Annotated in this window: 22 protein-coding genes and 1 tRNA gene; 11 read left to right on the plus strand and 12 right to left on the minus strand. The window is 65.1% G+C overall.

The annotated features are described in order from the left end of the window. Positions 1-15: 15 nt before the first annotated feature. Positions 16-678, minus strand: coding sequence for a response regulator (locus ABIA40_RS08155; RefSeq protein WP_404540459.1), 663 nt, complete (start codon positions 676-678; stop codon positions 16-18). Next, complete coding sequence (locus tag ABIA40_RS08160; RefSeq protein WP_404540461.1) at positions 675-2,057, minus strand: histidine kinase; 1,383 nt, start codon at positions 2,055-2,057, stop codon at positions 675-677. Before ABIA40_RS08160 ends, ABIA40_RS08155 begins: the two co-directional genes overlap by 4 nt. Before the next feature lie 186 nt (positions 2,058-2,243). Here ABIA40_RS08160 and ABIA40_RS08165 point away from each other — a divergent pair, with 186 nt between their 5' ends. Further along, a complete protein-coding gene (locus ABIA40_RS08165; RefSeq protein WP_404540464.1) occupies positions 2,244-3,128 on the plus strand; it encodes a DUF2380 domain-containing protein in 885 nt (294 codons plus the stop codon). Here the strand turns inward: ABIA40_RS08165 and ABIA40_RS08170 are convergent. The 4 genes from ABIA40_RS08170 to ABIA40_RS08185 all read right to left on the minus strand — a co-directional run bounded on the left by ABIA40_RS08170 (position 3,118) and on the right by ABIA40_RS08185 (position 8,969). Continuing rightward, positions 3,118-4,149, minus strand: coding sequence for an L-idonate 5-dehydrogenase (locus ABIA40_RS08170; protein ID WP_271544373.1), 1,032 nt, complete (start codon positions 4,147-4,149; stop codon positions 3,118-3,120). The genes ABIA40_RS08165 and ABIA40_RS08170 overlap by 11 nt on opposite strands. Before the next feature lie 26 nt (positions 4,150-4,175). After that, entirely contained in the window at positions 4,176-4,943 is a 768-nt protein-coding gene (locus ABIA40_RS08175) for an SDR family oxidoreductase (protein WP_271544371.1), read from the minus strand. A gap of 145 nt (positions 4,944-5,088) precedes the next feature. Beyond that, a complete protein-coding gene (locus ABIA40_RS08180; protein WP_271544369.1) occupies positions 5,089-6,339 on the minus strand; it encodes an arsenic transporter in 1,251 nt (416 codons plus the stop codon). A 152-nt stretch (positions 6,340-6,491) separates the two neighbouring features. Then, positions 6,492-8,969, minus strand: a complete 2,478-nt coding sequence (locus tag ABIA40_RS08185; RefSeq protein WP_271544367.1) for a PAS domain-containing sensor histidine kinase — start codon at positions 8,967-8,969, stop codon at positions 6,492-6,494. Positions 8,970-9,186: 217 nt separating this feature from the next. Here ABIA40_RS08185 and ABIA40_RS08190 point away from each other — a divergent pair, with 217 nt between their 5' ends. The 4 genes from ABIA40_RS08190 to ABIA40_RS08205 all read left to right on the plus strand — a co-directional run bounded on the left by ABIA40_RS08190 (position 9,187) and on the right by ABIA40_RS08205 (position 13,779). Further along, positions 9,187-10,257: a putative zinc-binding metallopeptidase gene (locus tag ABIA40_RS08190; RefSeq protein WP_271544365.1), complete on the plus strand. Its 1,071-nt coding sequence runs from the start codon at positions 9,187-9,189 to the stop codon at positions 10,255-10,257. Between the two features lie 179 nt (positions 10,258-10,436). Further along, complete coding sequence (locus tag ABIA40_RS08195) at positions 10,437-12,452, plus strand: acetyl-CoA carboxylase biotin carboxylase subunit (RefSeq protein ID WP_404540469.1); 2,016 nt, start codon at positions 10,437-10,439, stop codon at positions 12,450-12,452. A 164-nt stretch (positions 12,453-12,616) separates the two neighbouring features. After that, on the plus strand, positions 12,617-13,483 hold the full coding sequence (locus tag ABIA40_RS08200; RefSeq protein ID WP_404540472.1) for an oxaloacetate decarboxylase: 867 nt from the start codon (positions 12,617-12,619) through the stop codon (positions 13,481-13,483). After that, positions 13,480-13,779 (plus strand): acylphosphatase, encoded by a 300-nt coding sequence (locus ABIA40_RS08205; protein ID WP_157280453.1) that lies wholly within the window; start codon positions 13,480-13,482, stop codon positions 13,777-13,779. Before ABIA40_RS08200 ends, ABIA40_RS08205 begins: the two co-directional genes overlap by 4 nt. A gap of 129 nt (positions 13,780-13,908) precedes the next feature. On the opposite strand, the gene ABIA40_RS08210 is transcribed toward ABIA40_RS08205, so the two are convergent. Next, positions 13,909-15,426 carry a PAS domain-containing sensor histidine kinase gene (locus ABIA40_RS08210; RefSeq protein WP_271544358.1) on the minus strand — a complete coding sequence of 506 codons (1,518 nt, stop codon included), beginning with the start codon at positions 15,424-15,426 and terminating at the stop codon, positions 13,909-13,911. Positions 15,427-15,562: 136 nt separating this feature from the next. Between ABIA40_RS08210 and ABIA40_RS08215 the strand changes: the two genes are divergently transcribed. From ABIA40_RS08215 to ABIA40_RS08225, 3 genes are read left to right on the plus strand one after another with little or no spacing between them, the layout of a single operon-like run. Beyond that, complete coding sequence (locus tag ABIA40_RS08215; RefSeq protein ID WP_271544356.1) at positions 15,563-16,120, plus strand: GbsR/MarR family transcriptional regulator; 558 nt, start codon at positions 15,563-15,565, stop codon at positions 16,118-16,120. Between the two features lie 16 nt (positions 16,121-16,136). Continuing rightward, complete coding sequence (locus ABIA40_RS08220; RefSeq protein WP_271544354.1) at positions 16,137-16,802, plus strand: DUF4166 domain-containing protein; 666 nt, start codon at positions 16,137-16,139, stop codon at positions 16,800-16,802. Continuing rightward, the gene (locus ABIA40_RS08225; RefSeq protein ID WP_271544352.1) at positions 16,799-18,235 is read left to right on the plus strand and encodes a TIGR01777 family oxidoreductase; all 1,437 of its coding nucleotides are present in this window, start codon (positions 16,799-16,801) and stop codon (positions 18,233-18,235) included. Before ABIA40_RS08220 ends, ABIA40_RS08225 begins: the two co-directional genes overlap by 4 nt. A gap of 57 nt (positions 18,236-18,292) precedes the next feature. On the opposite strand, the gene ABIA40_RS08230 is transcribed toward ABIA40_RS08225, so the two are convergent. Beyond that, on the minus strand, positions 18,293-19,144 hold the full coding sequence (locus tag ABIA40_RS08230; protein WP_404540476.1) for a LysR family transcriptional regulator: 852 nt from the start codon (positions 19,142-19,144) through the stop codon (positions 18,293-18,295). Positions 19,145-19,255: 111 nt separating this feature from the next. Between ABIA40_RS08230 and ABIA40_RS08235 the strand changes: the two genes are divergently transcribed. Continuing rightward, on the plus strand, positions 19,256-19,675 hold the full coding sequence (locus ABIA40_RS08235; RefSeq protein WP_157280447.1) for a 4-oxalocrotonate tautomerase family protein: 420 nt from the start codon (positions 19,256-19,258) through the stop codon (positions 19,673-19,675). Positions 19,676-19,720: 45 nt separating this feature from the next. Here the strand turns inward: ABIA40_RS08235 and ABIA40_RS08240 are convergent, their stop codons facing one another. Together ABIA40_RS08240 and lipB are read right to left on the minus strand one after the other, a co-directional pair. Further along, positions 19,721-20,434: a DNA helicase gene (locus tag ABIA40_RS08240; RefSeq protein WP_404540478.1), complete on the minus strand. Its 714-nt coding sequence runs from the start codon at positions 20,432-20,434 to the stop codon at positions 19,721-19,723. A 197-nt stretch (positions 20,435-20,631) separates the two neighbouring features. After that, entirely contained in the window at positions 20,632-21,369 is a 738-nt protein-coding gene (lipB, locus tag ABIA40_RS08245) for a lipoyl(octanoyl) transferase LipB (RefSeq protein WP_271544346.1), read from the minus strand. 82 nt (positions 21,370-21,451) lie between these two features. Between lipB and ABIA40_RS08250 the strand changes: the two genes are divergently transcribed. Further along, on the plus strand, positions 21,452-21,694 hold the full coding sequence (locus tag ABIA40_RS08250; RefSeq protein ID WP_018647371.1) for a FliM/FliN family flagellar motor switch protein: 243 nt from the start codon (positions 21,452-21,454) through the stop codon (positions 21,692-21,694). A gap of 196 nt (positions 21,695-21,890) precedes the next feature. Beyond that, positions 21,891-21,975 (plus strand) — tRNA-Leu (locus ABIA40_RS08255). Between the two features lie 123 nt (positions 21,976-22,098). Here the strand turns inward: ABIA40_RS08255 and ABIA40_RS08260 are convergent. Together ABIA40_RS08260 and ABIA40_RS08265 are read right to left on the minus strand one after the other, a co-directional pair. Beyond that, on the minus strand, positions 22,099-22,275 hold the full coding sequence (locus ABIA40_RS08260; RefSeq protein WP_404540481.1) for a hypothetical protein: 177 nt from the start codon (positions 22,273-22,275) through the stop codon (positions 22,099-22,101). 702 nt (positions 22,276-22,977) lie between these two features. Then, complete coding sequence (locus ABIA40_RS08265; protein WP_074448160.1) at positions 22,978-23,193, minus strand: hypothetical protein; 216 nt, start codon at positions 23,191-23,193, stop codon at positions 22,978-22,980. Between the last annotated feature and the right edge of the window lie 566 nt (positions 23,194-23,759).

Consider the following 23,759-nt stretch of genomic DNA (forward strand, 5'->3'; position numbering starts at 1 on the left):
GCGGCGACGCCGCGATCAGGCTTCGCCGAGATCGACCTCGGTCAAGATGCCCTGGCGCAGCGCCAGGCGGACCAGCTCGATGTCGGAGCCGACGCCGAGCTTGTCCTTGATCAGCGAGTGCAGGTTCGCCACCGTCTTCGGGCTGACATGCAGCGTCTCGGCGATCTCCTCCGTCGTGTTCTCGGCGAGCAGCAACCGCAGCACCTCGAATTCGCGCGGCGTCAAGACGTCGGCGGCGAAGGTTTCGCCGCTGATGCGGCTCAGCGCAAGCTCGTGGTCGATGTCAGGGCTGATGGCAATCTTGCCGGCGAGCACGTCCTTGACCGCGCGCACCAAGGTCTCGGGCGGGCTGGTCTTGGTCACGTAACCCCGTGCACCGGCGCGGATCGCCTGCACGGCAAAGCCGGCATTCTCGTGCATGGTGAAAACGAGGATTCGCGCCGCCTTGTCCCACTGCCGGATCCGCCTGACGGCCTCGATGCCGCCGATGCCGGGCATGCTGAGGTCCATGATGACGAGATCGGGCGTCTCGGATTTGTAGAGGCGATAGGCTTCTGCTCCGTCGGCCGCCTCAGCGACGACGCGCAGGCCCGGCTGCTTCTGCAGCACCGAGCGATAGCCCTCGCGGACGACGGAATGGTCGTCGACCAGCAGGATGGTCGCATCCGCCGCACTCATGCCGCGTGCTCCAGGGCCTCAGACGCGGCAGCCGCGAGCGGAATGAATACGCGCAGCGAGGAGCCCTCTGGGCTGGTCTCGAAGCTGAGCCGGCCGCGAAGCGCGGCGACGCGTTCGCGCATGCCGAGCAGGCCCATGCCCGATTTGGCCGAAGCCTCGTTCGGCCGGCCGTCGTCTTCGACCACGAGGGCAATCTCGCTTCCGGTCGCCGTCAGATGCAGGCTGACCCTTGTTGCGCCGGCATGCTTGGCCGCATTGGTGAGCGCCTCCTGCACGATCCGATAGAGATTGGCGCTGACGTCGGCGGGCACGCTGTCGAAGGCGCCGTCGAACCGGATCTCGAAGCGGGGCTGCCCGCGGCTGCGGCCGTTCCACCCCGAGACCAGACCTTCGAGGCTGGCGACGAGGCCGAGTTCGTCGACATCGGGCGGCCGCAGCCGGAACAGTGCGCCGCGCAGCGTCTCCATCATGCCGGTCGCGGTGCGGGCGATGCTGTCGCATTCGCCGAGCAGGTCGGGACAGTCCTGCGCCGCAGTCTGGCGGGCGGATGCGGCCAGTGCGCGGATCGCGGCGAGGGACTGGCCGAATTCGTCGTGCAGTTCGCGGGCGAGATGGCGGCGCTCCTCGTCCTGGAGTGCGATCAGCTTCCGCGTCAGCTCGTTGCGCTCGGCAAGCGCCGTGTCGAGGCTTTCGGCGAGGTGGTTGAAGACGTCGCGAATAGCCGAGAGCTCGGCGAGGTCGAACGGCGGCAGCCGCGTGGTGAGGTCGCCGGCGGCGATGCGTTCGAGGCCGCTGCCGATCATGCGGGTGGGGCGCAGGGCACGGGCCAGTGCGGCATAGACCAGCGCGCAGAGCAGCGGCAGCGCGATCGCAAGCGCGATCATCAGGCGGCCGGCCTCGTGCCAGGCCTCCGCCGTCTGCACCGCCGGATCGATAGAGACCACGGTCTCGCCGAGCTTGGTTCCGCGCACGATCACGGGCCGCGCCGCCTCGCGGCCGGGGTCGAACAGGCTGCGATAGAAGGCGGCGAAGGCTTGCGGCGGCGGGCTCGCCGGGGCAGGCGCGCCGCTACAGAAGCGCTGCAGCATGTCGCCGCTCGCGCTGCGGAAGCCGAGGCAGAGGCCGGGCGTCATCACATGGGCCGACACCGGGTCGAGGTCCGGAAAGTCCGAGCGGGGGCTCGCCCCCCATTGCACCTTGCCTTGCTGCAGCTCGAGCGTCTTGGCCACGATGGCGGCGATCCCGTCGATCCGCGCATGCGCGGCGTTATCGGCGGCGACGAGGAAATAGGTCGAGATCACGGCGAAGCAGGCAGCCGAGATCGCGGCCACGCGCAGCGTCAGACGGACCTTGAGATCGAATCTCGGGCGATTCCACATCGGCTTGCACCTGGTGCGAACGGGCTTGTCGCGCCTCATTAAAGGGCAGAACGCCGGCGGCGGGAAGCGTTCCCGACTTGCCGCACCGCAATGTCGTGAAAATTTCCCGGCATTGGTCGGGATAGTGGCAGCTGCGGGGCCTCAGGCGGCCCATCCAGATTTGCGTTGCATCCACGAGGTCCGTTCATGCACCGCTGCCGGCTGGTTCTCTCTGCCTGTCTCCTCCTCGTCCTCTCTTGCTCGCCCCTCGCTGCGCAGGCCGCCATCGGCGTCGCCATGGACGATTTCAGCTACACCGATACTTCGGGCGAGCCGACCGACCAGACCGCGGCCCACGAGCGGCGGCTGGCGGCGTTCATGGCCGCGCTTCGAAGGGACATTGAGGCAGACCAGCGCTACCGCTTGGTGCGATCCGCCCAGGACGGAGCGGTGTTCAAGGTGGTCGGCGGCATTCAGAAGACGAGCACGCTGGTGCAATGGGCCAAGGTCGCCGTGATCGACGTCGGCGCCAAGACGCTCGTGCTGGACAAGCTCTACAGCTTCCGCGGCGACAATGACCAAGCATGGGAGCGCGCCCAGATGTTCGTGTCCCGCGAGGTCATGGCCGCGCTCGGCGCGCCTGCGCCGGTCGCGCTGGCCGTGTTCGATTTCGAGCTCGAGGACATGACGGCCGCCTCAGCGGGGGCGTCCGCTGCGTCGGATTCGTCATATCTCGCGGAGGTCACTGGCGGTGTGCGCGAGGCGCTCGGCCAATCCGGCCGTTACCGCATCGTCGAGGTCGGCGCAGAGGCGGGGAAGGCCGGCGCTTTGCGGGATTGCGGCGGCTGCGAGGCCTCCATTGCGCGCAAGCTCGGCGCGGACCAATCACTGATCGGCGTAGTGCGCCGCGTCAGCCGCACCGAATACACGCTTGGTTTCCAGGTGCGCGATGCCAGGACAGGCGCGGTGCTGGCGCGCGGCGACAGCGGACTGCGCATGGGCGCGGACTATTCGTGGAAGCGCGGGGCCGTGCGGCTGGTCACCGACCGGCTGATCGAGGGGCAACAGGCCAAGGACGCGCCTAGAAGGTAAGCTGGACCTTCATCGACTGCGCGCGGTCGCTGGCGAGCTCGAAGGCGGCGACCGCGTTCTCGAACGGCATGGTGGCCGTGATTAGCGGCTTGACGTCAATCAGGCCTTCGCCCATCAGGCGCACCGCCAGCTCGAACTCGGGATCGAAGCGGAATGTGCCGCGCAGCTGCAATTCCTTGGCGACGATGGAGTTGATCGGCAGCGTCATCTCGCCGCCGAGGCCGAGCTGCACCAGCGTCGCGCCGGGCCTCAGCACGTCGAGCGCGGTGCGGAGCGCGGCCTGGTTGCCGGAGGCCTCGAACAGCGTGTCGAACACGCCCTTGCCGGCGCGCCAGGAATCGAGCGCAGTGGCATTGGTCGCGACGTTGATGGCATGCGTGGCGCCGAGCTTTTTCGCGACCGCGAGCGGGGCGTCGGCCACATCGGTGACAACGATCTCCGACGCGCCGCCGAAGCGCGAGACCAAAATCATCAGCGCGCCGATCGGACCGCAGCCGGTGATCAGCACGCGCTTGCCGAGCAGGGGACCGGCCTGCTTGCCGGCATGCAGGCACACCGCAAGCGGCTCGGCGACCGCGGCTTCCGCCAGCGACAGCTTGTCTGAGATCGGCACGGCCTGCGTCGCGTCGACCGTGATGAACTCGCGAAAGCCGCCCTGCACATGGGGAAAGCGCATCGCACTGCCGAGGAAGCGCATGTCGAGGCACTGGTTGCGCATGCCCTCCTGGCAATGCAGGCACGCCCCGCACGGCTTGCTCGGGTTGACCGCGACGCGCGTGCCCGGCCTGACATTGGCGACGCCGTCACCGACGTCAGCGACGACGCCGGCGATCTCGTGACCCAGGGCCATCGGTTGCTGAATCCGCACGACACCGAAGCCGCCGTGATGATAGTAGTGCAGATCGGAGCCGCAGATTCCGCCATTGGCGATCTTGACGCGGACCTCGCCAGGGCCGGGGGCGGGATCGGCATAGTTGTCGATCCGCAGGTCCTTCGGGGCGTGGATGACGACGGCGCGCATGGCTTGCTCCTTCGTAGTCTTGGCGGTCACATCGCGGCGATCATGCCGCCATCGACATAGATGATCTGGCCGTTGACGTAGGTGGAGGCATCCGAGGCGAGGAAGATCGCGGCGCCCACCAGCTCATCCGGCTTGCCCCAGCGCTTGGAGGGGATGCGGCCCATCAGCCAATTGTTGAAATCGGTGTTGTTGACCAGCGCCTCGTTCATGTCGGTGAGCATGTAGCCGGGGCCGATCGCATTGGCCTGGATGCCGTGCTGGGCCCATTCCACCGCCATCGATCGGGTCAGGTTCTTGATGCCGCCCTTGGCCGCGGTGTAGGGCGCAATGGTGGGGCGGGCGAGCTCGCTGCCAAGCGAGCCGATATTGATGATCTTGCCGTGCTTGCGCGGGATCATGCGCTTGGCCGCCTCGCGGCCGATCACGAAGGCGCTTGTGAGATTGGTCTCGATCACCTTGCGCCATTCGTCGGTGGTGAACTCCACCAGCGGCTTGCGGTGCTGGATGCCGGCATTGTTGACGAGGATATCGACGGCGAGGCCTTGTTTGTCGAACTCGTTGAAGGCGGCGACGATTGCGGGCTCATCGGTGACGTTGAAGGCGGCACCTTCGGCCTGATGGCCCGCGCTGCGAAACTCGGCGACGGCCTGCTCGACTCGCTCAGGATCGACGCCGTTGATGATGATCTTCGCGCCGGCCTTGGCCATGCCTTCGGCGATGGCGCGGCCGAGACCGCGGGACGAGCCGGTCACGAGCGCGGTGCGGCCGGAGAGATCGAAGAGGGAAGTGCTCATCTCAAGAATTCCTCAGACGTTGGAGCGGCGCACGGTAGATCGGTGCGCTCGAAAACGGAAGCAGGAGGTCGACGCCAAGGCCGGGTCCTTCCATCGGGTTTTGGTACCAGGCCGGCTTGTAGGGCTCGAGCGCACGGGCGATCTCTCACCAGATTGCAGCCGCCAATGCCGCGATCAGGGCCGGCGGCGTCACCAGGAAGCCGAGCTTGAGGAACGGCCAGGCACCGACCTCGATCTTCTCCCGCCGGAGCGCCACCAGCCAGAGGATTGTTGCGAGCGAGCCGGTGACCGACAGATTGGGGCCGAGATCGACGCCGATCAGGATGGCGCTGACCACGGGCGCGGGCAGATGATCGCTGGCGGCGACCGAGCCGGCGACGAGGCCGACCGGAAGGTTGTTGGCGATGTTGTCGGCGAGCGCGGTGGCAATACCGACGCTCCAGGCCGCCTGCGGGACCGATTGAGCCACCGCCTGGTGCAGCAACGCGCTGAGCTGCCCGATCACGCCGGTCTTGATCAACGCCTCCACCATGACGAAGAGCCCGCCGACGAGCGGCAACACGCTCCACGATACGCCCCTGAGCATAGGCAGTGGTGACTGGCGGCTGAGCAGCAGCACGAGAGCGGCTGTCACCACGCCGCAAATGAAGGTCGGCAGGCCCAGTTGCTTGTCCAGCGCAGACGCGGTGACCAGCACGACGCCGATCGCGACGATGCCTATTGCGGTGAGCTTGCCGCCGCGGCTGAGCTTGGGATGCGGCACGCTGTGCGCGATCGTCTCTTCCTTCAGCGCGCGGTGCTGGGTCAGGCGCAGCACGATGTAGGTCAGCAGGATCGACGCCGCCGAGGGCAAGGCGAACAGGCGCAGCCATTCCGTCAGATGCGGCATGCGCGCGCCGAACACGACGAGGTTGGCGGGGTTGGAGATCGGCAGCACGAAGCTCGCGGCATTGGCGATGAAGGCGCAGACGAACAGATAAGGCAGCGGCTTCGCGCCGGCTGCGCGCGTTGCGGCATAGACGGCCGGCGTCAGCACGATCGCGGTCGCATCGTTGGAGAGCAGCACGGTCACGAGCGTGCCGACGAGATAGATCAGCAGGAACAGCCGCTGCGGCGAGCCACGTGCGTATTCCACCGCAAGCGCGGCGAGATAGTCGAACAAGCCTTCGAGCCGCGCGAGCTCGGCGATCAGCATCATGCCGATTAGGAAGAGATAGACGTCGAGGCCTTTCTCGATGCCGACAAGCGCGTCCTGCCATGGCAGCAGGCCTGATAGCACCAGGGCGCTCGCGCCGATAGCGGCCCATATCGCTTCGGGCAGGGATAAGGGCCGGATGATGACGCAGGCGGTCGCGACGGCGATGATGCTCCAGGCCCAGATGGCGTCAGACGGCACGGTCAGTCCTTGAGATTCGGTCAGTCATTCGGCATCGATAACCGATGCGGGAACGGCTGTCTTCCCCTAGAGTCTTGCCGCGGTAACAGTCTGGATTGCTTCGCTGCGCTCGCAATGACGGAGTATGTGGCACCTTGGCGAGAACCCCACGCTCACCTTGCCACCGATAACTTCTCCATGATCGCCTTGCGCAGGATTCGCGAGAGCGACTCGACCGAATACGGCTTCTGGATCAGCTCGAATCCGCGGTGGGCGTTCTCGGCCAGCACGTTGCTGTAGCCGGAAGTGAGCACCACGGGCAGGCCCGGATAGCGCTCGCGGATGATGCCGGCGAGCTCGACCCCGTTCATGCCGGGCATGATGACGTCGGAGAACACGAGGTCCACGGCGAATTCATTCTCGCCGAGGATCGCCAGCGCCGCGTTGGCATTGGCGACGCGACGGACGACATAGCCGAGATCCTCCAGGAGCTCGGTGGAGAAGCGGCCGACCTCGTCGTCGTCCTCGACCACGAGCACGCGATAGCCACGCCCGGTCGTGGCCGCCTCGTGGCTCAGGGCCGCGGCTTCCTTCTCCGTGATGGGGCTTTGCGCCTGCGGCAGGTAGATGGTGAAGGTGGTACCTTCACCTTGCGTGCTCGTCACCGCAATGTCGCCCTCGGACTGCTTTGCGAACCCGAAGGCCTGGCTGAGCCCGAGGCCGGTGCCCTTGCCGACCTCCTTGGTGGTGAAGAACGGCTCGAAGATCGAGTCGAGATGTTCCGGCGCGATGCCGCTGCCGGTGTCGGTGACGGAGATCGCGACATAGTCGCCGCGGCGCGCCGATTGTGCGCGCAGGCTCGGTATTCCCGAGACCTTGCGCACGGCGATGGTGAGGCGGCCTTCGCCATCCATGGCGTCGCGGGCGTTGATGGCGAGGTTGATCAGCGCGGTCTCGAACTGGGCGATGTCGGCCACCGTGAAGCAATCGGCATCCTGAAGCTCCACGGCGATATCGATGCGGGCGCCGACCAGCGGCCGCACCAGCTGCGCCACGCCCTCGACCTGGCTGCCGACGTTGAAGATCTGCGGCTTCAGCGGCTGCCGGCGCGCGAAGGCCAGAAGCTGAGCGGTCAGCTTGGAGGCGCGCTCGACCGTCTCGGAGATGGCATCGACGTAGCGTCGGCGGCGCTCCTCCGGCAGCTCGCGCCGGCGCAGGAAATCGGTCGCGGAACGAATGATGGTGAGGAGATTGTTGAAGTCATGCGCGACGCCACCGGTGAGCTGGCCGATCGCCTCCATCTTCTGCGACTGCCGCAGCGCTTCCTCGCCGCGGCGACGCTCGGTGATGTCCACCGCCTCGGGCACGGCGCCGGTGATGTTGCCGTGGCGGTCGAGCACGGGGCGCATGCCGAAGTCGAAATCGCGCTCGCCGATCGGAAGGCGCAGGCGCATCTCCAGCCGCACGGGTTCGCCCTTGAGCACGGTGTCGAAGGCCTCGCGCACGGCGGCACTCATGCCCTCCGTGCCGGTGAACCAGGGTGTGTCCCAGAACGGCTTTCCGACCGCGTCCGCGGAATTCGCCTTGATGCCGGCGAGCGCGGTCTTGTTGGCGTAGACCAGCTGGCCCTCGAGATTGACCAGGCCCTGATACTGATTGCTGGTCTCCAGGATCGCGCGCAGCCGCGCCTCGTTGGCTTCGAGCTCGGCGGTGCGCTGGGCGATGCGCTCTTCCAGCGTCTCGTTGAGTTGCCGGAGCTCGATCTCCGCCTGCTTGGCGACGGTGATATCGTGGGCGACGCCGATGAAGCCGATATGCTTGCCTGTCGCATCCCAGCGCGGCTGCGATTCCGAGCGCAGCCAGCGCCATTCGCCGCCGGCGTTTTTGTAGCGCGCTTCCAGCACGAAGGGTTTGAGGGACGCTTCACCCTGCACGGATTGCTGCAGCACGTGCGGCAGGTCGTCGGGATGCAGCACCTTGCGCCAATCGAAGTCGATGGCCTGGTCGTAGGGCAGGCCGACGAAATCGACATAGGCCTGGTTGGCGAAGGACCGCTTGCGGTCGAGCTTGGTGACCCAGATCGGCACCGGCGCGCTGTCGGCGATCAGCCGGAAGCGCTCCTCGCTTTCGCGCAGCGTCTCGCGCGCCAGCGCCTGATCGGTGATGTCGATATGAGCGCCGACGAGCCGGATGGCGCGGCCGTCCTTGTCGCGCTCGATCTTTGCGACTACGCGGATCCAGCGGGTCTCGCCGTCGCTGGGGCGGACGATGCGGTATTCGGCGCTATAGTCTTCGCTCGCTCCGGCGAGCGCTTCGAAGAAATGCTTGACGGTGGCGTCGCGGTCGTCGGGATGGATACGGTTGACCCAATCCTCGTGCGACTCCTCGGCGGCTTCCGGCGGAAGGCCGTGGATCATCAGATATTCGGGCGAACGTCGGTTCTTGAAGCCTTCGCGGAAATCGACCTCGACGCCGCCGACCTTGCCGATGCGCTGGATGCGCGCCAGCTCGGCCTCGCGCTCTTGCAGCGCGCGATAGGCGTTGTCGCGCTCGCGCGCGACGTCTTCGAGGTGCTGGCGCAACCTTTCGGCGGCGATGGTCTCGGGCAAGGGATCGTTCAAGGCATCGGCCGTTGTCATGCAGGTGCGCACGTGCCGGACCGATATTCACACAGACGGAGCGTGATGGCCATTGTTTAGAGGGCAGGTGGTGCCGGGAAATGGGGGCGCGCGCCTGAACGCGGAGAAGTACGCGGTGGTAACGTCCGGTATGGCAATTTGTTCCGAATACTGGAACGATCGGCGGATTGAGGCGTCGTCGCGACGTACCAGCGCGCTCATAAGCTTTCCTTTCCCACGAGGCTAAATCTTGAAGCTCTTTATCTGCCAGGCCTGCGGCAACGTCCTTTATTTCGAGAACCGCGCCTGCGAACGCTGCGGCCATCGGATCGCCTTCCTGCCAGAGAAGGAGACGATGTCGGCGATTGAGGCCGACGGAGAGGCCTGGAGCATCCTCGCCGACAAGGGCGAGAGCCGGATGCTGTGCCGGAATGCCGAGTACGACGCCTGCAACTGGCTGACCGACGCAGGCGATAGCACCGGCTATTGCCGCGCCTGCCGCCACAATGGGACAGTGCCAAACCTTTCGGATCCGGCGCAGCTCGCCGGCTGGCGCGAGCTGGAGGTGGCCAAGCACCGGCTGTTCTATTCCCTGATCCGCTGGAAGCTGCCGCTCCAGACCCGCCAGGACAATCCCGAGCATGGCCTGATCTTCAACTTCCTCGCCGACGATCCGCACAGCGGCGAGAAGGTCATGACCGGCCATGACAACGGCCTGATCACGATCGCGCTGACCGAGGCCGACGACATCGAGCGCGAGCGGCGCCGGCTCGAGATGGGAGAGCCCTACCGGACGCTGCTCGGGCATTTCCGCCACGAGGTCGGACATTACTTCTGGGATGTTCTGGTGCGCGATGGCGGCAAGCTCGACCAGTGCCGCGCCGTCTTCGGCGACGATAGCGCCGATTACGGCCAGGCACTGCAGCGCCATTATGCCGAGGGCGCGCCGCCGGACTGGCAGCAGAACTACGTCTCGGCCTATGCCACGACGCATCCGTGGGAGGATTTTGCCGAGACATGGGCGCATTACCTCCACATCGTCGATGCCCTGGAAATGGCCGCCGAGTTCGGCATGGAGGTGCGTCCCAAGGTCGACCGCGACGGGGAGCTGACGGCGCGCATCCGCTTCAACCCGTACGAGGCGAGAGATGTCGAGGTGCTGGTCAACGCATGGCTGCCCTTCACCTTCGCCATGAACAGCGTCAACCGCGCCATGGGCCTGCGCGACCTCTATCCTTTCATCCTGTCGCCCGCGGTGGTCGGCAAGCTGGGCTTCATTCATGACCTGGTCCGGGACGCGGCCAAGGTCGGGAAGCCCTAGGGATGCCGCACGGCGGGCGCGCCCGGCGCATTTCGGTCTTGCGCTGGTACGCCAAAGGCGGCCCGATTTAGACCGTTGCCTCCGGCCCATTTTGATGTACCACGGGAGCCACACGGCCCCTCCCAAAGGCCCCAACGGCCAGGGAAGGGTCCCGCCCAAGGTCGAGACTCAAGAAAAGCATGTTCAAACGCATTCTGATCGCCAATCGCGGCGAAATCGCCTGCCGGGTCATCAAGACTGCCCGCAAGATGGGAATTCAGACGGTCGCGGTCTATTCCGAGGCCGACCGCGATGCCCTCCATGTCGAGATGGCCGATGAGGCGGTGCTGATCGGCCCGCCGGCCGCGGCCGAGAGCTACCTGGTGATCGAGAAGATCGTGGAGGCCTGCCGGAAGACGGGCGCCGAGGCTGTGCATCCCGGCTACGGCTTCCTGTCCGAGCGCGAGGCGTTTCCGCGGGCGCTGGAGGCCGCAGGAATCGTTTTCGTCGGCCCGAATCCCGGCGCGATCGCCGCAATGGGTGACAAGATCGAGTCCAAGAAGGCCGCCGCAAAAGCAAAAGTCTCGACCGTGCCGGGCTATCTCGGCGTCATCGAGGACGACAAGCACGCGGTGCGGATCGCCGACGAGATCGGCTACCCCGTCATGATCAAGGCCTCCGCCGGCGGCGGCGGCAAGGGAATGCGCATCGCCCATTCCAAGGCCGAGGTTGCCGAGGGCTTCAACCTCGCCAAGGCGGAGGCGAAGGCCTCGTTCGGCGATGACCGCGTCTTCGTCGAGAAGTTCATCGTCGATCCCCGCCACATCGAGATCCAGGTGCTGGGCGACAAGCACGGCAACGTGATCTATCTCGGCGAGCGCGAATGCTCGATCCAGCGCCGCAACCAGAAGGTCATCGAGGAAGCGCCGTCGCCGCTGCTGGACGAGGCGACCCGCCGCAAGATGGGCGAGCAGGCGGTCGCGCTGGCCAAGGCCGTGAACTACGATTCCGCCGGCACGGTCGAGTTCGTCGCAGGCCAGGACAAGAGCTTCTACTTCCTTGAGATGAATACTCGCCTCCAGGTCGAGCATCCCGTCACCGAGCTCGTCACCGGCATCGATCTCGTCGAGCAGATGATCCGCGTCGCGAGCGGCGAGAAGCTCGCCATCGCGCAGAAGGACGTCACGCTGACCGGCTGGGCGGTGGAATCGCGCCTCTACGCCGAAGATCCGTTCCGCAACTTCCTGCCCTCGATCGGACGCCTGGTGAAATATCGTCCGCCGGCGGAAGCGAGCCACGACGGCATCACCATCCGCAACGATACTGGCGTGCAGGAGGGCGGCGAGATCTCGATCCACTACGATCCGATGATCGCCAAGCTCGTTACCCATGCGCCCTCGCGCGCGGCGGCGATCGAGGCGCAGGCGACTGCACTGGACTCGTTCTATGTCGATGGCATCCGCCACAACATCCCGTTCCTGTCGGCCTTGATGCATCATCCGCGCTGGCGCGAGGGACGGCTCTCGACCGGCTTCATCGCCGAGGAATTCCCCAAGGGTTTTGCGGTGCGTGTGCCCGAGGGCGAGGTCGCGCGTCGCATCGCCGCGGTCGGCGCCGCGATCGATCACGTGCTCGGAGCGCGCAAGCGGCAGATTTCCGGCCAGATGGGCGGCCGCGTCGTGCAGCGCGAGCGGCGTCGCGCGGTCTGGCTCGACCGCCAGGAGATCCTGCTCGAGGTCGCGCGCGAAGGCGAGGCGATCGCGATCCGCTCCATCGACGCCGACGGCAAGGCCGGCAACACGCATCTGTTGCAGTCGCCGTGGAAGCCGGGCGATCCGGTCTGGCAGGGCACCATCGACGGTCAGTTCGTGGCCGTGCAGGCCCGCCCGATCGCCAACGGCATCCGCCTCGCGCATCAGGGCGTCGAGGTGCCGGTCTATGTCTGGACCGAGGCCGAGGCGGCCTCCGCGCGTCTGATGCCGGTGACCACGGCCTCCGACAGCGGCAAGAAGCTGCTCTGCCCGATGCCGGGCCTTGTCGTCTCGATCGCGGTGAGCGAGGGGCAGGAGGTCAAGGCCGGCGAGACGCTGGCGGTGGTCGAAGCCATGAAGATGCAGAACGTGCTGCGCGCCGAGCAGGACGGAACCGTGAAGAAGATCCACGCCAGCGCCGGCGCGACACTCGCGGTCGACGCGCTGATCCTGGAGTTTGCGTAAGATAAAAGATGTGAGTGGGGGTCTTGCCGGGCCCCAAGCTCACCGTCATTGCGAGCGCAGCGAAGCAATCCAGACCGCCGCTAGGGAAAGACACTGGATTGCTTCGCTGCGCTCGCAATGACGGAGTACGTTGCGGCTGCGTCGCAATAATTGGGAGGGCAACCATGGCCTTTCGTTCCCGCCGCGAGAAACTGCGATCGATCCTGTCGGGCGGGACGTGCGTCCATCCCGGCTCGGTCTATGATGCGATCTCGATCCGCATTGCCGAGGATCTCGGCGTTCCGCTCGGCATGTTCGGCGGATCGGTGGCTTCGCTCGCGGTGCTCGGCGATCCCGATGTCACGCTGATCACGCTCACTGAGCTCGCCGAGCAGATGCGGCGGATGTCGCGGGCCTCGGCGCTGCCGGTGCTCGTCGATGCCGATCACGGCTATGGCAACGCACTGAACGTGCGCCGCACGGTGCAGGAGCTGGAGACGGCAGGCGCGGCGGGCCTCACCATCGAGGACACGCTGCTGCCCGCGGCATTCGGTGAGACGAAGGCGCAGCTGATCTCGCTGGAGGAAGGCGTCGGCAAGATGAAGGCGGCGCTCGCGGGCCGCAGCGATCCCTCGCTGGTCATCATGGGCCGCACAGGCGCAGCCGCGATCACCTCGATCGAGGATGCGGTGCGCCGCGCCCAGGCTTATGAGGCCGCCGGCGTCGATGCGCTGTTTTTCACCGGCATCAAGTCGCGCGCCGAGCTCGAGGCCATCGTCTCCGCCACGCGGCTGCCGATCGTGCTCGGCGGCGCGCCGGAGGAATTGAGTGGGCTCGATTATCTCCAGGGCCAGCGCGTGCGCATCGCGCTGCAGGGCCATGCGCCGATCGCCGCCGCGACGCAAGCCGTCTACGAGACGCAGAAGGCGTTGCGCGAGGGTATGGCGCCAAAAAGCCTCAAGGGCCTGGCATCGTCGGAGCTGATGGCCCGCGTTACGCGCGAGGCCGCGGTCAAGGCGCGCAGCGCCGATTTGCTCGGATCGAAGCCATGAGCCGGGCGATTCTCCAAGTCATGGTCCGCGGCCGCGTGCAGGGCGTCGGTTATCGAGCCTGGGTGGAGTCTCAGGCCACCGCGTATGGCCTCGAAGGCTGGGTCCGCAACCGCCGTGACGGCAGCGTGGAAGCGCTGTTCGCCGGCGCGCCGACGCACGTTGCCGACATGGTCGCGCTGTGCCGCCACGGGCCGCCATCCTCGCGCGTCGACAGTGTCACCAGCGAGACGGCAAGCGTGGATGAGCTGAATTTGCGCAGGGCAGGGGAAGCATTTTCGGTGCTGCCGACGGTGTGATAGTTCACAAGCGATCGTCATGCCCGGGCTAGTCCCGGGCATCCACGTTCTTGGTGCACGTGTCCAGGCGTGGATGGCCGGGACAAGCCCGGCCATGACGGCGAGTTGGCCTTGGTAAGCGGTGAACATTCACCTCGGCAATTTCGCGATCGCCTCGCTCAGCTCGTGGATCTCATAAGGCTTGCGCAGGATCGGGAAATCGCCGCGGACGCCGGCGGCGACCTCGCTGTAGCCGGTGGCGAGCAGGATCGGCAGGCCGGGACGGATCTGACGGAGGTGATGGGCGAGGCTGAGGCCGTCCATCTTGCCGGGCATGACAATGTCCGAGAACACGAAATCGACGCCATCGCTCTCGAGCTCGCGCAATGCCGCTTCGGCATCGGCGACACGGCGCACCCGGTAGCCGAGCTGCTCCAGAAGACCGATGCTGACCAGCGCGACGTCGGGATTGTCCTCGACCAGCAGCACCGTGCCGCTGCCGCGGAACGCCACTTCCGGTACCTCCCGCGACGGCACATCTGTGCCGCGCGGCAGGACGATGGTGAATGTCGTGCCCTTGCCGAGCTCGCTCGCGACCTTCACCGTGCCGCCGGCCTGGTGGGCGAAGCCGTGGACCTGCGAAAGGCCGAGGCCGGTGCCCTTTCCGATCGGCTTGGTCGTGAAGAACGGCTCGAAGATCTTGTCGAGAACATCGGAAGGAATTCCGAGCCCGGTATCGCGGACGTCGATTGCGACGAAATCGCCGATGAGGGGGGCCTCGTTCAGCATGACGTTGCGCGCACCTATCGTCACCGTGCCGCCGTCCGGCATCGCGTCGCGCGCATTGATGACGAGGTTGAGCAGCGCGGTCTCGAGCTCGGAGACGTCGGCCTTGATCGGCCAGGTGTCGGAGTCGATCTCGAAAGCGAGACGCACGGAGCTGCCGACGCCCGCGTCGAGCACCTCGCGAATGGCTGCGATGCGTTCGCTAAAATCAATTGCCTGCGGGTTGACGCTTTGTCGCCGCGCGAAGGTGAGAAGCTGGTTGGTCAGCGCTGCGCCGCGCTTGGTCGCGGTGTCGATCGCCGAGATGGCTCGCTCGAGCTTGGGATCGTCGGCAGCGCCCTTCTTCAGGATGTGAAGGCTGCCGCTGATGATCATCAGAAGATTGTTGAAGTCGTGGGCGACCCCGCCGGTGAGCTGCCCGAGCGCATCGAATTTCTGCGACTCGGCCAACTGCCTCTGCATCGCCTCGAGCTTGAGCTGGGCATTGCGGCGCTCTGTGATGTCGCGTGTGATCTTGGCGAAGCCGATCAGCCTGCCGTCCTCGTAGATCGGGTCGATCACGACGCTCGCCCAGAAGAACGTACCGTCCTTGCGGACGCGCCAGCCTTCCTCCTCGTACCGGCCCTTTTCGCGCGCGATTCCGAGCGCCCGCGCCGGCTTGCCGTTGGCGCGGTCGGTTTCGGTGTAGAAACGGGAAAAATGCTGGCCGAGGATCTCCTCGGGGGAATAACCCTTGATGCGTTCGCCGCCGATGTTCCAGCTCGTAATGACCCCGTTGGGGTCGAGCATGTACAGGGCGTAGTCGGCAACCCCCTCAACTAACAGCCGGAAACTGCGCTCGCTCTCGAACAGGTCTCTCTGTTGACTGAACTTTTCGGCCATTCCGGACCCCGCCTCGACGGGAGCAAACGCGCCAATTGCGGGATGGTTCCCGCTCTGTGGGACATTTTTAGGCAGGACTGACGGGCGGCATGCAAGGCGTCTTGACAAGAAGGCGAGTTCGTCAGATATTTCTGTCATGACAGAAATAACCGGAAAGAAGAAACTCCCTGCTGCCGTCGAGCGCTTCATCCTGCACTGGGGCGACATGGGGGACGAGTGGGGAGTGAACCGCTCGGTCAGCCAGATTCATGGGCTGCTTTATCTCGCCGAGGCGCCGATGACGGCCGAGGACATCGCCGAGACGCTCGGCATGGCACGGTCCAACGTCTCCAACTCGCTGAAGGAGCTGCTCGCCTGGAATCTGATCCGGCGGGTGCCGATCCTGGGCGACCGCCGCGACCATTACGAGGCTGAGACCGACATCTGGGAGATCGCCGCGAGGATCGCGGCGCGGCGCAAGGAGCGGGAGATCGACCCGGCGATCGCGGCGCTTCGCGCCTGCGTGTCCGATGCCACGGACGATCCCGGCATCAGTCCCGTCGCTGCCAAGCGCCTGAAGGAGATGCTGGCGTTCACCGAACTCGCCGACCACTGGTTCATGCAGATGCTGAAGGTGCCGCGGCCGCGGCTGGTCGCCTTGATGCGGCTTGGCGAGAAGATCGCCAACCTGCTGCCGATCGGCAAGGTCAAATAGGATCGAGGAGGTTGCGATGACGTCGGCAAGACTATCGGGCTCCAACGCATCGACCTCCGCTCACGTAAGACTGCTCGACGACCGGCGTTTCCGCACGCTGCTGTCGGACGAGGATTGGGGCCGCCTGCCGCTCGCGACCTGGCGCCGCTTCTCGAAACGCGTCGCCGACGGCGACACTATCGTCTATGTCGGCGTGGTCGACGAGATCGCCTTCAGCGATTTCGGCTGGTGGTTTGCGCAGGCCGCACGCCTGATCGGCGGACCATTGCCGACCGGCCGCGATATCGGCATGCCCTTGATCGTCACGGTCACCGAGGACGGCGCGACCGGCGGCCAGACCTGGACACGCATCTGCGCGCGCAAGCGCGGCTTTCCTCAGGTGATCCATTCCGCAAAGCGTTTTGCCGGCCCAACCGGGCTCGAGGAATATGTCGGCTTCGGCGTGTCGATGGCGCTGCGCATCGCGGTCGAGGATCAGGTGCTAATCTTTCGCAGCGCCGGCTACGGCCTCCAGCTTGGACGGCTGTGGCTTCCGGTGCCGCGCTGGCTGACGCCGGGCGAGCTCATCGTGACACATCGAGATCTCGGCGAGGGCGCCTTCCGCTTCACCCTCGATGTCACTCACCCGCGTCGCGGCGCGCTGATCCATCAATCCGTCCTGTTCAGGGAGGCCGTATCATGACGCCGCTGTTGTGGACACTCATCGCCATCCAGATCGTGATGGGCGTGTTCGACACCTTCTATCATCACGAACTGACCGAGCGCCTGGCTTGGCGGCCATCACAGCGCTTCGAGCTGAAGCTGCACGGCATCCGCAACATGCTCTATGCGCTGCTGTTCCTGGTGCTCGGCTGGCTCGAGGTGCACGGCGTGCTGGCGCTGTTGATCGTCGCGGTGCTGGTTGCCGAGATCGTCATCACCTTGATGGATTTCGTCGAGGAGGATCTGAGCCGCAAGCTGCCGCCGAGCGAGCGCATCAATCACACGCTGCTTGCGATCAATTACGGCGCCATCCTGGTGCTGTTGATGCCCGTCCTGATCGCCTGGGCGATGCAGCCCGTCGGCGTGATCGTCGTCTATCAGGGTCTGCTCAGCATCGCCGCGACGGCCTGCGCAGTCGGCGCGGCACTGTGCGGCATCAGGGATTTTGCGGCGATGCGCCGGCTCGGCCGCATGCGAAGCGCGCCGGCGGCCGGGCTTGTCGAACAGCTACCAGGCCGCAAGACCGTGCTAATCACCGGCGCCACCGGCTTCATCGGCAGCCGGCTTGCGGCAAGCCTCAGCGGGGCAGGGCACCATGTCATCGCACTGATCCGCAATCCTGCGAAAGCCGAGATGCTGCCGCTGCCGGTGACGCTGATCACCAGCCTCGATCAGCTCGCCTCGGACACACAGATCGACGCCATAGTCAATCTCGCGGGTGAGCCGATCGGCAACGGCCTGTGGACCGATGCGAAGCGTGCGAAGATCGTCGGCTCGCGCATCGACACGACCGGTGAGGTCGTCAGGCTGATCGCGCGGCTCGCGCGCAAGCCAGAGGTGCTGATCAGCGGCTCCGCGATCGGCTGGTACGGCCTTTGGGCCGACCAGGTGCTGACGGAATCGGCAAAGTCGCATGCCTGCTTCAGCCACGAGCTGTGCGCGGCCTGGGAGACAGCGGCGCGGCCGGCGGAGGAGCTCGGCGTGCGCGTGGTGTATTTGCGCATCGGCCTCGTGCTCGGCACGGAAGGCGGCTTCGTCACGCGCATGCTGACGCCGTTCGAGTTCGGCCTTGGCGGCCCGCTCGGCACCGGGCGGCAGTGGATGTCCTGGATCGAGCGCGACGATCTGATCCGGCTGATCGCCTATCTGATCGCGACGCCGGATCTGTCGGGTCCCGTCAACGCCACGGCGCCGATCCCCGTCACCAATGCGAAATTCACCGAAGAGCTCGGCCGCCGCCTGCACCGGCCGGTCGTGTTCCGCATTCCCGGCGGCCTGTTGCGCCGGATCGGCGGCGGCTTTGCCGACGAGCTTCTGCTTGGCGGCCAGCGCGTGCTGCCGAACAAGGCGCTGAGCCGCGGCTTCGTGTTCCGCCACGAGACGCTGCGCAGCGCGTTCGAGGCGATCCTGTGAGGTGATGATATGCCTTGCGCGACTTGCGCACGAACAAGGCGAGGTTGGCTTGGCGCCCTAAGCTGCCAGGCTCCGGAATGTCGCCGCCACCGCACGCAGCGCGGCAAGTTTCGCGGGATCGCTGATCTTCGAATGCAGCATCACCTTCGAGCTGCCGAGCTTCGGCAGCTTGTGCGTGGGCCCGATGTCGATCAACCCAGGTGGCGCGATCCGTCGCGCCAGCGGCGCAATGGCGAGACCGGCGAGTGCGGCTGCGACCACGGCCGTGACGCCGCCGCCCATAAAGCGCTCGCGCCAGGCGATGCCGGCCTTGTCGAGCGCGCGCACGGCGACGGCGCGCACCCCGCAGGGTGGGGCGAGGGTCGCAAGCGGCAATGGTTCGCCCTTCGGCAGCGTGAAGCGGCGTGCGGCGAACCAGCCGAACTCGTCCTCAGCCAGCTTCTCGCCGCCGCGGCGGCTGCCTTCCTGGCGCACGATTACCGCATCGAGCTCGCCCGAATCGTAGGCATCCTGCATCTCGCGTGAGAAGCCGATGGTGACGGCGAGGGTGAGGTTCAACGACATCGCATGCAGGCGCTCAAGTAGCGGCACCAGTTCGGGCCCTGCGGCGTGATCGGAGATGCCGAGCGAGAGCGACTGCGCGGCCGGCGCGCCGCCCGACAATGCGAGATCGTGCGCCGCGATCAGCGCGCGGGCGCGATCGAGGAACGCGGCGCCATCGGCGGTAAGGCGGACTGCGCGCGGCGAGCGCTCGACAAGGCGCTTGTCCAGTACGGTCTCCAGCCGCTGCAGCTTCAGGCTAACCGCGGCCTGCGTCGTGCCGAGTGCTTCGGCCGCACGCGTAAAGCTCTGGAGGTCGGCGACCAGAAGGAAGGCCTGGACGGTAGCGATGTCGAGTGTGGCGGTCATTATAATCTGTTATCACTGATATCAATATTGATAAGATACCAAAATGACAGCGGCAGGTCTAGTTTCTTCCCGACCCCGCGCAAGTTGCGCGGCATATCGAGGAGAAAGACAATGCCCCTGATCACCGTGTCTTACACCACGTCCCGCCAGTCCCCCTCGCTGAAGGCCGATATCGCGAGCGCGGTATCCGCGCTCACAGCAAGTATCCTGCACAAGGATCCCAAGGTGACCGCGATCATCGTGAAGTCGGTCGAGGCAGGCGACTGGTTCGCTGGCGGCAAGTCGCTCGCCGAGCAGAAGCTTGCAAGCTACTGGATCGATATCCACGTCACCGAAGGCACCAACACCAAGGACGAGAAGGCAACCTATCTCGCCGCCATGTTCAAGCGCATGGCCGAGATCCTGGGGCCGCTGCATCCCGAGACTTATCTGCATGTCGACGAGGTCAAGGGCGACGCCTACGGCTTTGGCGGCCTGTCTCAGGAGCGGCGCTACATCGCAGGCAAGCTCGAGGTTTCGCTGCAGGCGTGATGCGAGAGGCCGCGGGTGAGCCATCTCACCCGCGGCCTGCAGCCATCAGCTCGCCGCGCGGAATTGCACTTCGGCGTTGTTGATGAAGCATGTTTTATCGAACAGCTTCAGGTCCAGCGGGTTCGGCAAGCGGACATCGCTGAGATCGGGGCAGGGCTTCGCTGCGGGATCATAGGATCGATCGATCTGCGAGATGAAGACGACGATCAGCCCCGTGTCGCGCGCGAACGACCTCAGCGCGCGCACCTGCACCGTCAGGTCGGGGTTTTCTCGCCTCTGATCGAGCAGTTGCAGATAGTCGATCACGACGAAGGTGCCGCGCGGCGCCGCTTCCATCTGCTTGACGATGTAATCGGCGCTGATTGCGTCCGAGCAATCCACCTCGAACAGCTTGACGAACTGTGCAGGCTCCACGCCGATCGCACGGAGGCGGTCCAACACATCCTTCTCGGTATATTCGAGCGAGAAGAACGCGGCGCGATGGCCGGACTTCATGGCTTCGACGGCAAGTTCGAGGCTCATCAGCGTCTTGCCCAGTCCGGGACGGGCCCCGACCAGCACCAAATCGCCCGGCCGGAATTGCGGGAACAGTTTGCTCGCGGGCGTCAGTGCGGCTGCTTTCGCCGCGAGCATGCTCCAGGCGGAAAAGCCCTCCGTCGCAGCGATGCGGTCAAGCGCGTCGTGGAGCGGAATGCCGGCCTCGCGGGACAGGCGCCTGGCCTTGCGCTTCAGATGGTAGATGGGCGCAGACAGTTTCATCGTCAAAACCTCCCATTGCGAGCATGGATCGCAACCCCTCCTGATGCCTGGCGCTCGAACAGTCGGCCGATGATCAACTCGCCCGGCATGAGGTCTGCTTTCCCGGCGGAGGGGGGAGGCGTGGGCGGCACCGAAATGAAGCGTAGCTGATTCCGCGGCGGGCGGAGAGCGGCGCGGTCGGCTCAAACAAAAAAGTATTAGACTGCCGCTTCCGGCAGCAGCGCGCGGGTCGGTCCGAACAGCTCTTCGAACGCCTGCCTGAGCGCGATATCGAGATCGGCCATGGTCACGAGCTGGCCGAGATCGACCAGCGAGGTGACGCCGTAACGGGGATCGACGACACCACAGGGCACGATGCCGGCGAAATGCGACAGCTCCGGCTCGACATTGATGGCGATGCCGTGAAACGAGACCCAGCGCTTCAGGCGGACGCCGATCGCCGCGATCTTGTCTTCGTGCTCAGGTCCCTTGTCGGGCCGCCTGACCCAGACGCCGACCCGGTCCTCGCGCCGCTCGCCGCGGACGTTGAAGGCGGCGAGCGTCTTCAGGATTAGCTCTTCCAGGCTCGCGACATAGGCCCGCACGTCCGGCCGGCGGCGCTTGAGGTCGAGCATGATGTAGGCCACGCGCTGGCCGGGCCCGTGATAGGTGAGCTGCCCGCCGCGCCCGGTCGCGAAGGTCGGGAATCGGGCCTCGAGCAGGTCGCCTTCCTTGCCCGAGGTGCCGGAGGTGTAGAGGGGGGGATGCTCGAGCAGCCAGACTAGCTCCGGCGCCTCGCCCGCGGCAATCGCCGCGACCCGCGCCTCCATGGCGGCCACGGCCTCCGGATAGGGCACCGGTGCGTCCGAAATCCGCCATTCGACGACCTCGCCGCCTGCGGCGGAAAACGACGTCAAATCGAGGTGTTGGCGGTGGCTTTCAGGGGAATTAACCATTGGCTAACCATAACGTGGTGATGATCTCTGGAGCAAATGAAGAGTCCCAAGTCCCAAGTCTCAAGTTGCGGCGGTCCTGACAGTGCCCACTCTCGACAAAGTCACCGTGGATCTCATGGTCGTCCTCGGGACGACCACCATGCCGATCCATCAGGTATTACGTCTTTCCCGCGGCGCCATCATCGAGCTGGACGCAACTGAGGCCGACGAGGTCAAGGTGCTCGCCAATAATCTGCCGGTCGCCTCCGGCGTTGTGCTGGTCGACCGCAACAGAATCGCGGTCGAGGTCAAGCAGATGCTGCCGCGCTCGCCGGGGACGCGGTAGGCCCCGGGTCACACGGGACCGGGCAAGCGGTAGCGGCCTGGGTATCCTATAAGGCCGATCTCCTGGGGGAGGGCGGTGTTTTTCCTGCCAAGCTTGTGGAATTCAGGGCTTTTGCAGGCTTGTATCCCCCTGATGGATTTGTTAGATCGGCGCCGCTGATCCGGCCGCCCGAACGACCTCAGGCCGGCATCTCCTAGCGCTCGTGGCGGAACTGGTAGACGCGCTGCCTTGAGGTGGCAGTGGGTAACACCGTGGGGGTTCGAGTCCCTCCGAGCGCACCATAATTTGCAAATCGATGGCGGGTTGCCCACCGCGGCGGTGAATACGAGTGTGCCAGAGCTGTCGAAAGTGAACGCAAACTCACTGTGTGGCTTGCTCGTTGCCTTCAAAATTTCACCCCCATCCTAAGTAATGATGAGTTTCAGCGGAGAGCTGGCCGCAATGACCTCACGCCCTCGGGCACGTTGCGGACGATTGGGGGCGGGGTAATCCGGGAAAATGCCTGGCATGCTCGGCAAGTTGCCGACGCTGCTGTTGAGCTCGCCAAACAAGCGGCGGATCGCGTCCACGTTCTTCGTCATCGAGTAGAGGTTGCACACGTTCAGGTTTCGGAAGGTGCCTGGCGAGGACGGTTGTCAGTTGCGGGTTGGGCATGCGCCAGCTCGCGGGTCGGTCAGACATACCAATTAGAACAGAATGGGAACGAAAGAGGCGATACCGTCGCTTGTTATCGACCGGGGGGCCACCAATGTTCTCCTGGGCCGTTGGGTATCGATGAAGTGGTCCTACACTAACGGGGTCCAGAAGAGCGCTTGCAATTCCATGCTGGCCTTCAACTCCAGGGAGCATAGTCGTCACAAATGCCCTGAACTGCGGATGCCTTGCATGCGATGTCTCATGCTCGGCGGCCTCGGGCGCGCGATGCGGACGCTGATCGTCGTCGTTGTCCCGAGCGCCGTGCTTCCGCCCTTCTTACTCTCTCGCGGAGCCGCCTCAATTGAGCCAGCAGGCTGACGAGCTCGATTCTTGTGTCACGCAGAACAGCCAGGCTGGAAATCCCACTACTCACTACAACACCCCCAAACAGGCCTTTGCCGAACTCGTGACGGAAGCTCGGATTTGTGGCGACGTGCCAACAACGTCTAAGCGATGGCCACCGGGGGCGTCGGTTCGTTTTACGACAATGCGCGAAAATATTCTAAATGGTTGCAATGCGTTGCAACAGCAACGCGCTATCGGAAGGGAACATCAACACACTCTCCGAAGCGCGCGCGTCATTTGCATCAGCACGTTGGCGCTGTACGAGCTACCTCTACTGTTCTGACGATCGGCTCCTCGACCCAGGCCTCGCGGGCAAACCAGTTGTGATTGGCCCGACAGTCCGGACAAAGAGTATTGCCGAAAAACACGATGCTTCGCAGGAAAGTCTCACGATCGGATTTGATGCCGGTCGGAATCGCGCGGCCGGATTGCGGACACTTGACCATGATCATGCCCATACGAGCCTCCCTGAAACACGTATTTGTGGGTAAAAGGGCCGGCCGGCTGGAGTGCGCTCTCGTCGGTGCGGGTGACTTGGGGGGCATCGCACCTGGGGTCGTTGTCGAGCAAAAGGGCAGCTTGCTCGTGACGACGCTTCTCCAACCGACCGGATTCCTGCTTGGCGAATTCTTGGGATAGCTGCGGGCTTTCGCCGCAACTCTGAATAATGTCCGACCTCAACCGAACGCTTCTGGGAGGCGCCTAATAACCGTCATGTCGAAATACCCGCGACTTCGTGTCGAACGTTCCCCCTGCGACGAAACCATCAATTTCCTCTCGACGGACAGATCAGCCAACCGCATCACTGGTGTCACTCCCCTCGGTGCAGTCCGTTAACTATTCTCTTTTTTATTATTTGTGCAAATTAAAACTCGCCTTGTCGGTCTGATTTACGACTCTCGGCAGATTTATCTTTTTGCGCGGCGCGATGCATTGCCGAAAAACGTCAGTCCCTTTTCTCGTAGGCTTCTGCAGGCCATCATTCTCAAGTCGGTTCGGCACGTGGTTGCGCTTTGTCAACGGT

This window comes from Bradyrhizobium sp. USDA 223, from assembly GCF_044909005.1.
Taxonomy (GTDB): domain Bacteria; phylum Pseudomonadota; class Alphaproteobacteria; order Rhizobiales; family Xanthobacteraceae; genus Bradyrhizobium; species Bradyrhizobium yuanmingense.

What these genes read in the sequence shown, in the direction of transcription:
- ABIA40_RS08265 (WP_074448160.1), bottom strand. Translation starts at nt 23,193, where the DNA reads ATGGGCATGATCATGGTCAAGTGTCCGCAATCCGGCCGCGCGATTCCG.
- ABIA40_RS08220 (WP_271544354.1), top strand. Translation starts at nt 16,137, where the DNA reads ATGACGTCGGCAAGACTATCGGGCTCCAACGCATCGACCTCCGCTCAC.
- ABIA40_RS08195 (WP_404540469.1), top strand. Translation starts at nt 10,437, where the DNA reads ATGTTCAAACGCATTCTGATCGCCAATCGCGGCGAAATCGCCTGCCGG.
- ABIA40_RS08200 (WP_404540472.1), top strand. Translation starts at nt 12,617, where the DNA reads ATGGCCTTTCGTTCCCGCCGCGAGAAACTGCGATCGATCCTGTCGGGC.
- ABIA40_RS08235 (WP_157280447.1), top strand. Translation starts at nt 19,256, where the DNA reads ATGCCCCTGATCACCGTGTCTTACACCACGTCCCGCCAGTCCCCCTCG.
- ABIA40_RS08160 (WP_404540461.1), bottom strand. Translation starts at nt 2,057, where the DNA reads ATGTGGAATCGCCCGAGATTCGATCTCAAGGTCCGTCTGACGCTGCGC.
- ABIA40_RS08155 (WP_404540459.1), bottom strand. Translation starts at nt 678, where the DNA reads ATGAGTGCGGCGGATGCGACCATCCTGCTGGTCGACGACCATTCCGTC.
- ABIA40_RS08230 (WP_404540476.1), bottom strand. Translation starts at nt 19,144, where the DNA reads ATGACCGCCACACTCGACATCGCTACCGTCCAGGCCTTCCTTCTGGTC.
- ABIA40_RS08240 (WP_404540478.1), bottom strand. Translation starts at nt 20,434, where the DNA reads ATGAAACTGTCTGCGCCCATCTACCATCTGAAGCGCAAGGCCAGGCGC.
- ABIA40_RS08225 (WP_271544352.1), top strand. Translation starts at nt 16,799, where the DNA reads ATGACGCCGCTGTTGTGGACACTCATCGCCATCCAGATCGTGATGGGC.
- ABIA40_RS08260 (WP_404540481.1), bottom strand. Translation starts at nt 22,275, where the DNA reads ATGACGAAGAACGTGGACGCGATCCGCCGCTTGTTTGGCGAGCTCAAC.
- ABIA40_RS08170 (WP_271544373.1), bottom strand. Translation starts at nt 4,149, where the DNA reads ATGCGCGCCGTCGTCATCCACGCCCCGAAGGACCTGCGGATCGACAAC.
- ABIA40_RS08175 (WP_271544371.1), bottom strand. Translation starts at nt 4,943, where the DNA reads ATGAGCACTTCCCTCTTCGATCTCTCCGGCCGCACCGCGCTCGTGACC.
- ABIA40_RS08165 (WP_404540464.1), top strand. Translation starts at nt 2,244, where the DNA reads ATGCACCGCTGCCGGCTGGTTCTCTCTGCCTGTCTCCTCCTCGTCCTC.
- ABIA40_RS08215 (WP_271544356.1), top strand. Translation starts at nt 15,563, where the DNA reads ATGACAGAAATAACCGGAAAGAAGAAACTCCCTGCTGCCGTCGAGCGC.
- lipB (WP_271544346.1), bottom strand. Translation starts at nt 21,369, where the DNA reads ATGGTTAATTCCCCTGAAAGCCACCGCCAACACCTCGATTTGACGTCG.
- ABIA40_RS08205 (WP_157280453.1), top strand. Translation starts at nt 13,480, where the DNA reads ATGAGCCGGGCGATTCTCCAAGTCATGGTCCGCGGCCGCGTGCAGGGC.
- ABIA40_RS08210 (WP_271544358.1), bottom strand. Translation starts at nt 15,426, where the DNA reads ATGGCCGAAAAGTTCAGTCAACAGAGAGACCTGTTCGAGAGCGAGCGC.